At 40.2% G+C, this 12,583-nt stretch carries 11 protein-coding genes; 9 read left to right on the top strand and 2 right to left on the bottom strand.

What is annotated here, in order from left to right:
- Positions 1–24: 24 nt before the first annotated feature.
- The 4 genes from phoU to FLM47_RS13700 all read left to right on the top strand — a co-directional run bounded on the left by phoU (position 25) and on the right by FLM47_RS13700 (position 3,858).
- The gene (gene phoU / locus FLM47_RS13715) at positions 25–726 is read left to right on the top strand and encodes a phosphate signaling complex protein PhoU (RefSeq protein ID WP_010391735.1); all 702 of its coding nucleotides are present in this window, start codon (positions 25–27) and stop codon (positions 724–726) included.
- Between the two features lie 150 nt (positions 727–876).
- Positions 877–1,551 carry a TIGR00153 family protein gene (locus tag FLM47_RS13710; protein ID WP_008114817.1) on the top strand — a complete coding sequence of 225 codons (675 nt, stop codon included), beginning with the start codon at positions 877–879 and terminating at the stop codon, positions 1,549–1,551.
- A gap of 39 nt (positions 1,552–1,590) precedes the next feature.
- Positions 1,591–2,859, top strand: coding sequence for an inorganic phosphate transporter (locus FLM47_RS13705; RefSeq protein WP_138606597.1), 1,269 nt, complete (start codon positions 1,591–1,593; stop codon positions 2,857–2,859).
- A gap of 81 nt (positions 2,860–2,940) precedes the next feature.
- Positions 2,941–3,858 carry a hydrogen peroxide-inducible genes activator gene (locus FLM47_RS13700; protein WP_010391738.1) on the top strand — a complete coding sequence of 306 codons (918 nt, stop codon included), beginning with the start codon at positions 2,941–2,943 and terminating at the stop codon, positions 3,856–3,858.
- 45 nt (positions 3,859–3,903) lie between these two features.
- Here the strand turns inward: FLM47_RS13700 and FLM47_RS13695 are convergent, their stop codons facing one another.
- Together FLM47_RS13695 and FLM47_RS13690 are read right to left on the bottom strand one after the other, a co-directional pair.
- Positions 3,904–4,107 carry a hypothetical protein gene (locus FLM47_RS13695; protein ID WP_010391740.1) on the bottom strand — a complete coding sequence of 68 codons (204 nt, stop codon included), beginning with the start codon at positions 4,105–4,107 and terminating at the stop codon, positions 3,904–3,906.
- Between the two features lie 187 nt (positions 4,108–4,294).
- Complete coding sequence (locus tag FLM47_RS13690) at positions 4,295–6,826, bottom strand: EAL domain-containing protein (protein ID WP_178956652.1); 2,532 nt, start codon at positions 6,824–6,826, stop codon at positions 4,295–4,297.
- A gap of 256 nt (positions 6,827–7,082) precedes the next feature.
- On the opposite strand from FLM47_RS13690, the gene queA reads away from it, so the two are divergent.
- From queA to secF, 5 genes are all read left to right on the top strand, one after another.
- Complete coding sequence (gene queA / locus FLM47_RS13685; protein WP_138606589.1) at positions 7,083–8,114, top strand: tRNA preQ1(34) S-adenosylmethionine ribosyltransferase-isomerase QueA; 1,032 nt, start codon at positions 7,083–7,085, stop codon at positions 8,112–8,114.
- A 139-nt stretch (positions 8,115–8,253) separates the two neighbouring features.
- Positions 8,254–9,381, top strand: coding sequence for a tRNA guanosine(34) transglycosylase Tgt (gene tgt / locus FLM47_RS13680; protein ID WP_054202633.1), 1,128 nt, complete (start codon positions 8,254–8,256; stop codon positions 9,379–9,381).
- A gap of 26 nt (positions 9,382–9,407) precedes the next feature.
- The gene (yajC, locus tag FLM47_RS13675) at positions 9,408–9,743 is read left to right on the top strand and encodes a preprotein translocase subunit YajC (RefSeq protein WP_010391747.1); all 336 of its coding nucleotides are present in this window, start codon (positions 9,408–9,410) and stop codon (positions 9,741–9,743) included.
- A gap of 19 nt (positions 9,744–9,762) precedes the next feature.
- Positions 9,763–11,622, top strand: a complete 1,860-nt coding sequence (gene secD, locus FLM47_RS13670; RefSeq protein WP_010391748.1) for a protein translocase subunit SecD — start codon at positions 9,763–9,765, stop codon at positions 11,620–11,622.
- Positions 11,623–11,631: 9 nt separating this feature from the next.
- The gene (gene secF / locus FLM47_RS13665; protein WP_178956651.1) at positions 11,632–12,579 is read left to right on the top strand and encodes a protein translocase subunit SecF; all 948 of its coding nucleotides are present in this window, start codon (positions 11,632–11,634) and stop codon (positions 12,577–12,579) included.
- The last annotated feature ends 4 nt before the right edge of the window (positions 12,580–12,583 follow it).

The following is a 12,583-nucleotide window of genomic DNA, read 5'->3' as shown; positions in this document are numbered from 1 at the left end:
AATGAATTATTAAAGAAGGTCATTATGGAACACAACATTAATAAACATATTTCTGGTCGTTTTAATCAAGAGCTAGAAGATGTTCGTAACCATGTACTAAGTATGGGTGGATTAGTTGAGCAACAACTTAATAGTGCGCTTGATGCAGTAAGCCAAAACGATGCTGTATTAGCACAAAAAGTACGTGAAAACGACTATAAAGTTAATGCAATGGAAGTCAGTATTGATGAAGATTGCACCCGTATTATTGCAAAGCGCCAACCTGCAGCCAGTGATTTGCGTTTAGTAATTGCAATAGCAAAAACCATTGCTGATTTAGAAAGAATTGGCGATGAAGCTAAGCGAATTGCTAAAGTTGCACTAGACTCATTTACTAAGGATCAACAAGATTTATTAGTAAACATTGAAAATATGGGTCGCCAAGTATCTAAAATGTTGCATGACGTTTTAGATGCATTTGCACGTATGGATGTGCAACGCGCATTTGAAGTGCATAAAGAGGATGCTAAAGTAGATAGAGAGTATGAAGCAATTACTCGTCAAATAATGACCTACATGATGGAAGATCCGCGCTCAATTCCAAAAATTATGGATTTAGTATGGTCTGTTCGCTCATTAGAGCGTATCGGCGATCGTTGTCAAAACATCGCTGAATATGTCATTTATTTTGTAAACGGCAAAGATATTCGTCATACATCTCAAGAAGATATTGAAAAATCACTGTAGTGATACGAATAACCAAAAAATATCAAAGGCAGTAATACACTGCCTTTTTTATTTTTTGTAAATAATTGAATGAGAAAAAGCGTTCACAATCTAGCTTAATGCTGTAAAATTCAGGCTGAACAGCATATTGAATTGATTAAAGGGTCAGTTATGCCAACAAATTTTTTAGGTGTTTTTGCTAAATCCCCTATAAAACCAATAGAAGAACACATCAGGAAGGCTCATCAAGCTAGCGAAAGTTTGATACCTTTTTTTAATCATGTTTTTAAAGAAGAGTGGCAACAAGCAGAAGAGCTACGTTTAACCATTCGTAATTTAGAACGTGAAGCTGATGAAATGAAAAGAACTATACGTTTACAACTACCTGGCGGGCTATTTATGCCAGTAGAGCGTACAGATCTGCTCGAATTAGTAACCCAACAAGACAAAATTGCTAACAAAGCAAAAGATATTGCTGGGCGTGTAATTGGTCGTGAAATGATCATACCAAAAGAGATCCAAGAAGACTTTTTGGCATATGTCACTCGTTGTGTCGATGCAACTAAACAAGCATCTAAAGCGATCAATGAATTAGAAGAATTGTTAGAAACGGGCTTTAAAGGCAGGGAAGTAACTCTGGTTGAAAAAATGCTCGTAGAATTGGATGCCATAGAACAAGACACGGATGAAATGCAAATTAGAATACGCCGCCAGCTACGTAAAGTAGAAAGTGAGCTAAATCCAGTTGATGTGATGTTTTTATACAAAATCATTGAATGGGTCGGTGAGCTTGCAGATATTGCAGAGCGCGTAGGATCACGTCTTGAGCTGATGTTAGCTCGTTAATTTAAAATCAGTTCAAACACGAAAGATTAAGGTTACACAATGGATATCATTGCATCTTACGGCACGGTATTAATTTTAATTGCCGCAGCAGTCGGCTTTTTTATGGCTTATGGTATTGGCGCAAACGACGTTGCCAACGCGATGGGTACATCAGTAGGTTCAAAAGCACTTACTATTAAACAAGCGATTTTTATCGCGATGATTTTTGAATTCGCAGGTGCTTATTTAGCCGGTGGTGAAGTAACATCAACAATTCGTAAAGGAATTATTGATGCTGCCCCATTTGCCGACATTCCTGAACTGATGGTTCTAGGTATGATCGCTTCTTTATTTGCCGCGGGCAGTTGGTTATTAATGGCCTCCTTTTTAGGCTGGCCGGTATCGACTACTCATTCAATCATTGGCGCGATCATTGGTTTTGCTCTTGTTGCTGTGGGCACTGAGGCTATTCAATGGGGTAAAGTTGCTGGTATTGTAGGTAGCTGGATTGTAACGCCGGCGATATCAGGTTTCATAGCTTACTTAATATTTATGAGTGCGCAAAAGCTGATTTTTGATACCGACGCTCCACTTAAAAATGCAAAGCGCTTTGTCCCAATATACATGGGTTTAGCTGGCTTTATTATGGCACTAGTGACCATTAAGAAAGGCTTAAAGCACATTGGTATTAATTTAGGTACCGTTGAAGGTTTTGCTATTTCTATTGGTATAGCGGTACTGGTTGCTGTTATCGGTAAAATTGCTATTTCTCGTTTAAATATCGATCCTAAAGCGGATAGAGAAATGCAGTTTAACAATGTAGAAAAAGTATTTGCGGTACTTATGGTACTAACCGCTTGTTGTATGGCATTTGCCCATGGTTCTAACGACGTTGCTAATGCAATTGGACCTCTAGCAGCAGTTGTAAACATTGTTGAAAACAACGGTGAAATTGCTAAGAAAGCCGCTATTGCTTGGTGGATATTACCACTAGGTGGTTTTGGTATTGTTGCCGGTCTTGCTATTTTAGGCAAAAAAGTAATTAAAACCATTGGTGAAGGTATTACTCATTTAACACCAAGCCGTGGTTTTGCTGCTGAATTAGCCGCTGCCTCTACCGTTGTTATTGCATCGGGCACAGGCTTACCTATTTCAACCACACAAACCCTAGTAGGTGCTGTGTTGGGTGTAGGTATGGCACGTGGGATTGCCGCACTTAACATGGGTGTAATAAGAAATATTGTAGTTTCTTGGGTAATTACATTGCCAGTTGGTGCTGCCCTTGCTATTGTTATTTTCTACGTACTAAGAACCGCCTTTGGGGTTTAATAAAAAGTACTTAAAAGACTTTTAGCTTGAAAAGATCTCAATGCCCTTGGTGTTGGGGTCTTTTTATTTGTGGAAAGAAACATGACCAATCTCCCTAGTATTAAACAGCTGCAGTATTTATTAGCAGTACATCAACATCAACATTTTGGCCGAGCAGCAAGTGCCTGTTTTATTGGTCAGTCAACGCTCAGTACTGCGATTCAAAACCTAGAGGAAACTTTAGGATGTCAGCTTATAGAGCGAGAAAATCGCAGCCTAATGTTTACCACTATTGGTGAAGAGGTGGTTGAGCGTTCAAGAAAAATAATCAACGATACTATTAGTTTAAAAGAGTTAACTAAAAGCTTTTTAACACCGCTTAGTGGTACATTAACGGTTGGTGTTATTCCTACGATTGCGAGCTTTATTGCAGCGCCTTTGTATCACTTTTGTCAGCAAACATTTGTAGATTTAGAGTTGGTATTGATTGAAGACACCAGCGATAAGTTGCTTGATAAGTTAGAGCATGGGCAAATTGATTTAGCATTATTAGCGCTGCCTTACGAAACTGATAAATTTCATACCCAAGTATTAGCACAAGATCACTTTAGTTTAGTGCACCATAAAGATTACACGCCAGCCAAAGGCATTGAAGACTTTAATTTATTACCAGAAGCCAGTGTATTTTTACTTGAGCGAGAGCATTGTATGACAGGGCATGCGCTCAGTGCGTGCCATTTAAATCGCTCTAGCTGTATAAATCCCTTTGAGGCGGCTAGCTTACATACTTTATTGAGTATGGTTGAGTATAAACTTGGCGTGACGTTTTTACCGCAAATGGCGATTAATGCAGGTATTTTAGAAAACAAAAACATGCTAGCTACGCCATCGCAAGGTGATGCCTATCGCGATATTGGTGTATTGTGGCGTAAAACAACAGGGCGCATTCGTGACTTTAAATTGTTTAGCCAACAATTAGAGGTCTTTTTGAAAAAGCAGTGTAGTGTTGATTTTAAATAGGTAAAAAAAGCGTATTTTAATTAATACGCTAAATAACACGGGGAATTATAGAGGCTGCTTATGCTGGCTGTGGTAGCTCTCTAGCGGCGGTAAAAATAGTAAGTAAACCCATACAACAACATTAAAGTACGGGACCAGCCCAAGCACTGTGAAGGTTTTTACAGGGTAGCCTTTAATCTGGGCATACTTGTAACATTGAAGCGCAATAGCAAAGTGTATAAACAATAATAACGTGATTAGTTGCGTCATAAACGTCCTCCTCATGCCCCTATGTCCACCTTTAACAGTATAGACATCTAGACGATAAGAAATAAAGATGTCACGTAAAATCAAGGTAATCACTTAATTTTCATGACATTGTGCTGCCGATAAGCAAAGTATAGGTTAGATGGGCAAATTTGAAAGTAATAAATTGCTTAAATTTGTTTATTAATGTTTATAGTGACGTGAGGGTGTCTTGATAAAAAATAGGGTTGTTTTTAATTTTTTCTAACTCAATCAGTACCTTGTCAATTGGTACAGGGCGAGCAATAAAGTAGCCTTGCCCATAGTCGATACCAATTTCTTTAAGTGCAAAAAACACTTCTGCAGTTTCTACATATTCAGCAACAGAGCGCTTATTTAGTGAGCGACTGATGTCATTTATGGCCTTTACTAGCGCTAAATCAATGGAGTCATTAAGCATATCGCGTACAAAGGAGCCGTCAATTTTTACGTGTTGAGCTGGTAATTGTTTAAGGTAATTAAAGGTACTAAATCCTGTGCCAAAGTCATCAATTGAAAAGTGGCAACCTAAATTATTTAGTCGTTCAATCATTTTTCGTGTCGCCGCTAAATTATTAATACTGGCCGATTCGGTTATTTCAAAAATAATTTTCGCAGGAGACACTTGATACTTCTCAAGGGTCGATTCTATTAATGGCAGTAAACGTTCATCTAAAAATGATTGTGCCGATAAGTTTATTGCAATCTGAAGAAGCTCTGGATGTGCAGCAACACTCGCAATGCTGTTACGAATAACACATTGGTCCATTAAAAAGGTATCGTTGAGCATTTCCAATGAGGGAATAAATTGATTAGGGTAAATAAGTTCGTCGTCTAGCTTTAACCTTAGCAGTACTTCAAAGTAGGCAACCTGATTTGTTTTAAAATCCCAAATGGGTTGATAATGAAGCTCTATACTGTCTTGTTGGAGTGCTTGACGTACCCCATGGCCCCACTCTAAACCCGTTTGCAGCGCATTATTCTCACCATCTTGTTTTGAATAACAGTGTACTAAGTTACGGCCTAAATTTTTAGCAATATATAACGCAATATCTGACTGCTTTAAGCATTCATTTGGATCGCAGTTATCAGCGGTAATTTGGGTTAAACCAATCGAGCAACTAATTGAATAGATTTGCTCTTCAGATTTAAATTGGTTGCCTTCAATGGCACTACAAATCCCTTCTGCAATTAAATGTGCATCCAATAAATTGGTATTTTTAAGTATCACCGCAAACTCATCGCCACCGACACGGCAGATTAGATGCTCATTACTAATATTGGCAATAAATAGCTGCGCCACTTCTTTTAAAACAATGTCACCTTGTTGGTGGCCTTTGCTGTCGTTTATTATTTTAAAGTGGTCAAGGTCAATATAAATAAGCGCGTGTTCAATATTTGTATGGGTGTTTTCGCTCTGGCAAATATAGTTAAGCTGTTGGTCAAAATAATAACGATTGTGTAGCCCTGTTAAGGTGTCATGCAGGGCTAAATGGCGCAATTGCAACTCTGCTTGTTTGCGCTCATGAATGTTATCGAGTGTGGCGGTGATAGTGGCGTTGTTGCTGCTATTTTTTATTAACTGAAGCCGACATTCTACCCACACTGAGTTACCATTTTTTTGGCTCAGTTTAACTTCTATTTTTTGTTTGTTCGCGCCACCTTGTAAAATATCATCAATGGTTGATTGTAATGACTGTTTATATTCTGTGGTACAAAACGCAGTGAGTGGTTGTTGTAAGGACGACTTAACTCCAAAACCACTTAGAGATTCCCACGCCGGGTTTATAAAGCGAATACTTCCTTGTTGGTCTAGTTCAAGTACAACCGTGTTCAGGTGCAATAAAATACGCTGATGCGCTGAAAATAGGTCACGATATTTTACTTCACTAATGCTTAATTGCTGCACTTTGTTAGCAAACTCAGCATAGCTCACCATAAAATCTTCACGACGCGCTGCATGATCACAGACTTTATTTAAAAATGAGGGATCGTAAGGGGCGCGAATAAAGTCGGTAACGCCAGAAAGTAATAACTGCTCAGCGTAATCAGCATCGTTTTTATCAATAATAGTAACAATGGCTTGCTGAGGGTTATGCTGCAAAATCTTTTCTACTAATTGATTTGAACTCTCAGCTTGTGCTGCAGTGGCATCGAGTAGCACGATAGCAAACGGCTGTTGATTATAGGCACTGAGCGCGGCTTTTTCGTTAGTAACATGAGTAATTGCAAAGTTAAGCTTTAATTGTTCACTCATGTCGTATGCTCTGCTGGTAAAGGGTTCTAATAACAACAGGTTTAAGCGACTGCTTTTTTCTAAATGACTCGACAGCACATTTGCTAGTATTTGCGGCAATATATCTTGGCGTTCAAAAGGCAGTACTGCATCTATGCCATAGCTACGTGCGGTAGTTTCGGCGATACGCTCACAATAAATGGGCGGAATAAGTAAAATAGGCGTATTTTTCGGCGTGTTAAGTAAACCAGAGCGGATCATACGTGAAAACCGCCAGCCATCAATTTTACCTACATCTAATCCGGTTATGATTATATTTACGCTTTGGTTCTTTAAGATTTTTAACGCATCTTGGCTGTCTGAGGCTTCAATAAACTCAAACACACTAAGCCTCTCCAGCGTGGCACGTATAGTCTGGCGCTCATCATTACTTGCATTTAATATTAGCAATTTAAGCTGTTTTGCCACTTAGGTACCACTCCGAGAAATGCAGATCGTAAAACTATAAGAGTAATGATATTTAGTGCTAAGAACAAGCGTATTTATTATAGAGCGGCCTTAAATCTAACGATCAATCTTAAATCTATTTGTAGTAATAATTGACTTAATTTAATAAATAAGTTTATTGAGCAATACCATTATAGTGTAATTTAGCACGTACCTTGTGGTTGTTTAAGTATAGATATACACTTGGCGCGATTTTAAATGATGTGGAATTCTAACAATGCGCGTAGCTGATTTTAGCTTTGACTTACCTGATGAATTAATTGCTCGTTTTCCAAAAGCAGACAGAACTAGTAGCCGTTTATTAAGCTTAGACGGGCCGAGCGGTGCTGTTGAGCATAAAATATTTAGTGACATTCTTGAACTGGTTAACGAAAACGACTTATTGGTTTTTAACAACACCAAAGTAATACCTGCGCGTATGTTTGGTCAAAAAGAATCAGGAGGTAAGGTTGAGGTGCTGGTAGAGCGTGTATTAGACGAACACCGGGTTCTTGCGCACATTCGTGCTAGTAAATCGCCAAAACCGGGCAATGTACTCATTTTAGAGGGCAAAGCAAAAGCCATTATGGTGGCACGCCACGATACGTTATTTGAGCTTGAGTTTGACCGCAGTGAAAATGTGCTCGACATTTTAAATGATGTTGGCCATATGCCGCTTCCTCCTTACATTGATCGCCCAGATAATGAAGCGGACCGAGAGCGATACCAAACAGTATATGGTGAAAAGCCAGGCGCCGTAGCTGCACCAACCGCAGGCCTTCATTTTGACGATAAACTCATGGCTGCGCTTGAAAATAAAGGCGTACAAATGGCGTTTGTTACCTTGCATGTTGGTGCAGGTACATTCCAGCCAGTTAGGGTTGAAAGTGTTGATGAGCACATCATGCACTCTGAATATATTGAAGTACCGCAAGCTGTGGTGGATGCGGTTGCAAACACTAAAGCTAAAGGCGGGCGTGTGATTGCGGTAGGTACAACTTCAGTTCGCTCACTAGAGTCGGCAGCAAAAATACATGGCGGCAAGTTAGATACTTACTTTGGTGATACCGATATTTTTATTTTCCCAGGTTATCAATTTAACGTTGTTGATGCCATGGTCACCAACTTCCATTTACCTGAATCAACCCTAATTATGCTGGTCAGTGCCTTTGCAGGGCAAGACAATATTATGGGTGCTTACAATACTGCGATTGAACAACAGTATCGCTTTTTTAGCTATGGCGATGCGATGTTTTTGACCCGTAAATAATTTACAGCGTTATCGGTTTTTATTTTACTCCTAAGCACAGTGAATTTATCACTGCTAATAGTAATAGGGTGGTAAAAAGGGTAGAATCGAGCGGTTAAATTATAGCTTGTTGGACTGTTTTTCCGACACAGAGGATATTATGAAATTTGAATTAGACTGCACCGATGGCAAAGCACGCCGCGGTCGCTTGATTTTTGACCGAGGTGTAATAGAAACACCAGCGTTTATGCCTGTAGGCACTTATGGCACGGTTAAAGGCATGACACCTGATGAAGTTAAAGCAACGGGTGCACAAATCTGTTTAGGCAATACATTTCACTTAATGTTGCGTCCAGGTACTGAAATCATCAAACAGCATGGTGATTTACACGATTTTATGAACTGGGACTTCCCAATTCTTACTGACTCAGGCGGTTTCCAAGTATTTAGCCTTGGCGCAATGCGTAAAATCACTGAAGAAGGCGTAATGTTCCAATCGCCAGTTAATGGTGATCAAATTATGATGTCGCCAGAGAAATCAATGGAAGTGCAGCGTGATCTTGGCTCAGATATCGTGATGATATTTGACGAATGTACGCCATATCCTGCCACTGAAAAAGAAGCCAAAGACTCTATGGAGCTTTCTCTTCGTTGGGCTAAGCGCTCAAAAGAAGGGCATGGCGACAACCCGTCAGCATTGTTTGGTATTATTCAAGGCGGTATGTATCCTGAGCTTCGTGCACAATCACAAGCGGGCCTTGAAGAGATTGGTTTTGATGGCTATGCACTTGGTGGTTTATCGGTTGGTGAACCTAAAAATGAAATGATTAATATTCTTGATCATTGTGCTTATAAAATGCCAGAAAACAAACCACGTTATTTAATGGGTGTAGGCAAGCCAGAAGACTTAGTTGAGTCGGTTCGTCGTGGTATTGATATGTTTGACTGTGTAATGCCAACGCGTAATGCACGTAATGGTCACTTATTTATTACAACGGGTACCATTAAAATCCGTAACGCAGTGCATAAAACAGATACGGGTCCACTTGATCCAGAGTGTGATTGCCATACCTGTAAAAATTATTCGCGCGCCTACTTGCATCATTTAGACAAATGTAACGAAATTTTGGGTGCACGACTAAACACTATCCATAACTTACGATACTATCAACGTGTTATGGAAGGTTTGCGTAATGCTATTAGCGAAGGTCAACTAGAGACATTTGTCCACGATTTTTACGCTCGCCGAGGCCAAGAAGTGCCAGAGCTAGCTGATACAACAAATTAAAATTTAAAAATTAAAGAGGAAGTATTATGAGTTTATTTATTTCAAACGCGCATGCAAGCGCTGGTGCACCTGCAGCAGGCGGTGGTATGGAAATGCTAATTATGTTAGCGATTTTTGGTTTGGTTTTTTACTTTTTAATTTACCGCCCGCAAGCAAAGCGCGTAAAAGAGCATAAAAGCTTAATGAGTGCGATGGCAAAAGGCGATGAAGTGCTAACCCAAGGTGGTTTAGTGGGTAAAATCGTAAAAATTGCTGAAGATAAAGACTTCATCGTGATCTCATTAAATGAGCAAGCAGAAGTAACAGTACAAAAATCAGCAGTATCTGCTGTATTGCCTAAAGGCACAATGAAGTCGCTATAAAAATAATAAGGACGACCCCGTGTTAAACAAGTTTCCAATTTGGAAGTATTTACTTGTTTTAGCTGTGTTAGCCATTGGCCTTTTATATGCTTCACCAAACCTGTATGGCCGCGATCCGGCCATACAGGTTTCTGGCGCTAAAGGCACCGATGTTGACCTCAGTGTTGTAGACAAAGTAAACGCAATCCTCAAAAAAGACAACGTAAGCGCTAAATCGACAAAGCTTGAAGATGGGCAAATTCTTGTTCGTTTTAAAAATGTTGAAGACCAACTAAAAGCACAAGACTTACTGCGTAACTCGCTAAGTAACGATTATATCTCAGCGATTAATATGGCTCCTGCACAACCGGCTTGGTTAAAGTCGCTGGGCGGTAATCCTATGAAGTTAGGCCTAGATTTAAGTGGTGGTGTACATTTCACCATGGAAATCGATATGGTCACTGCGGTGGATAATCAGTTAGAGCAGATGGAGCAAGATTTCCGTAGCGACCTGCGTGAAGAAAAACTACGTTATCGGAGTGTGCGCCGCGTAGCTGGTTCTGAGCGCATGCGTGTAGAAATGCGTAACGAAGAAGATAAAGACGCTGCAGAGCGCTTTTTAGAAAGCCGTTACCCATTAAACGTTTACATTGATGATAGCAGTAACGATAACGCATTCTTTGCCACTATGAGTGAGCTAAAGCTAAAAGAAATTCGTGACTATGCTATCAAGCAAAACGAAACTATTATTCGTAACCGTATCAACCAAATTGGGGTTGCAGAGCCAAACGTACAGCGTCAAGGTGCTGAACGTATTATTGTGCAATTACCAGGGATTCAAGATACCGCTCGCGCTAAAGAAATTTTAGGTGCTACGGCAACGCTTGAGTTTCGTGAGGTTGACGAAAATGCTGACATAAGCGCCGCTGCTCAAGGTCGTATCCCACCGGGTACTGAAATGATCATGAGCCGTGATGGTTATCCTGTGGTACTAAAAAAACGCATTATTCTTGAAGGCAGCCATATTACTGGTGCGCAGTCAGGTGCAGATGAGTACCAGCGTCCACAAGTAAGCATTAAACTCGATAGTAAAGGTGGGGCAAAAATGAATGCCTTTACCAAGCGTGCTATCGGTAAACGTATGGCTACCGTGTTTATTGAATACAAGCCATCAGGTAAAAAAGACAGTGACGGTAAAGCACTTCCGCCAATTAAAGTGGAAGAAGTTATTAACGTAGCAACCATTCAAGCGCGTCTTGACCGTTCATTCCGCATTACCGGTATTGATAACCCAGCTGAAGCACATAACTTAAGTTTACTACTACGTGCGGGTGCACTGGTTGCGCCTATTCAAATTGTAGAAGAACGTACGGTTGGGCCAAGCCTAGGTCAAGAAAACATTGAAGCAGGTATGACCGCTGTAGCTCTTGGCTTTGCGTTTGTACTGGCCTTTATGCTTATTTACTACAAAGGTTTTGGCCTTGTTGCGAATATTGCACTGGCTGCCAACTTAGTACTTATTATTGGTGTTATGTCATTAATTCCTGGTGCAACGCTTACCTTACCGGGTATAGCTGGTATTGTACTGACTGTTGGTATGGCAGTTGATGCGAACGTACTTATATTTGAACGTATTCGTGAAGAGCTAGCCGATGGCCGCAGCCCTCAACAAGCAGTTCATTTTGGTTATGATAGCGCCTTTAGTACTATTTTTGATGCCAATATCACCACATTAATTGCGGCGATTATCTTGTTTGCTGTTGGTACCGGTCCTGTTGCTGGTTTTGCGGTAACCCTAGCAATTGGTATTTTAACCTCTATGTTTACAGCAATTATAGGTACCCGTGCGGTTATCAACCTATTTATTGGCGGTAAACGTGTTGATAAACTTTCAATTTAAGGAGCAGACATGCAAATTTTAAGATTGGGCGGAAAAACCCTTCGTTTCATGTCTCTTCGAAAAGTGGCAATGGGCTTTTCTACGCTATTAATTATAGCGTCGCTGACGTCACTTTTTGTTAAAGGCTTAAATTTCGGCTTAGATTTTACCGGCGGTACAGCGGTTGAGGTGGGGTTTTCGCAACCAGCCGATCTGAAAAAAGTACGTAATGTACTAGCTGAAAATGATTTTGCTGATGCATCGGTACAGCTTTTTGGCTCAAGCCAAGAAATACTGGTCCGTTTAGCCCCTCGCGGTGATGATGTAAAAGCAGAAGTAATTGGTAACCAAGTAATTGCTGCCCTTAAACAAGCTGATGATAGCGTAGTAATGCGCCGCATTGAGTTTGTAGGTCCAAGCGTAGGTGAAGACTTAAAAGAGCAGGGTGGCCTTGCCATGTTAACTGCACTTATTTGTATCTTAATTTATGTGGCGTTTCGCTTTGAATGGCGTTTTGCTGTGGGCGCAGTTGGCGCGCTTTTACACGATGTAATCATTACGATTGGTTTATTCTCGGTGCTTGGTTTAGAGTTTGACTTAACTATTTTGGCAGCAATACTTGCCGTGATAGGTTACTCACTAAACGATACCATTGTTGTATCAGACCGTATTCGTGAAAACTTCCGCAAAGTGCGCATTGACGACACGATTGAAATTATTGATATCTCGCTTACGCAAACACTTAACCGTACCTTAGTAACCTCAATCACTACTATTTTAGTACTGATTGCGTTATTTGTATGGGGCGGTCAAACCATTCATGGCTTTGCTACTGCACTACTATTTGGTGTGTTTATTGGTACTTACTCTTCAGTTTACGTTGCCAGCTCGGTGGCTATTGCCATGGGCGTAAGTAAAGAAGATTTAATACCAGAAGTGATTGAAAAAGAAGGCGCTGATTTAGATCCAATACCTTAATTGA

The sequence above is a fragment of the Pseudoalteromonas sp. Scap06 genome, from assembly GCF_013394165.1.
GTDB lineage: Bacteria > Pseudomonadota > Gammaproteobacteria > Enterobacterales > Alteromonadaceae > Pseudoalteromonas.
Note: the sequence above shows the minus strand (reverse complement) of the source record. Positions and strands in the feature narration are given on the sequence as shown.

Coding starts and splice junctions, on each gene's coding strand:
- phoU (WP_010391735.1), top strand. CDS start 25: ATGGAACACAACATTAATAAACATATTTCTGGTCGTTTTAATCAAGAG.
- FLM47_RS13710 (WP_008114817.1), top strand. CDS start 877: ATGCCAACAAATTTTTTAGGTGTTTTTGCTAAATCCCCTATAAAACCA.
- FLM47_RS13705 (WP_138606597.1), top strand. CDS start 1,591: ATGGATATCATTGCATCTTACGGCACGGTATTAATTTTAATTGCCGCA.
- FLM47_RS13700 (WP_010391738.1), top strand. CDS start 2,941: ATGACCAATCTCCCTAGTATTAAACAGCTGCAGTATTTATTAGCAGTA.
- FLM47_RS13695 (WP_010391740.1), bottom strand. CDS start 4,107: ATGACGCAACTAATCACGTTATTATTGTTTATACACTTTGCTATTGCG.
- queA (WP_138606589.1), top strand. CDS start 7,083: ATGCGCGTAGCTGATTTTAGCTTTGACTTACCTGATGAATTAATTGCT.
- tgt (WP_054202633.1), top strand. CDS start 8,254: ATGAAATTTGAATTAGACTGCACCGATGGCAAAGCACGCCGCGGTCGC.
- yajC (WP_010391747.1), top strand. CDS start 9,408: ATGAGTTTATTTATTTCAAACGCGCATGCAAGCGCTGGTGCACCTGCA.
- secF (WP_178956651.1), top strand. CDS start 11,632: ATGCAAATTTTAAGATTGGGCGGAAAAACCCTTCGTTTCATGTCTCTT.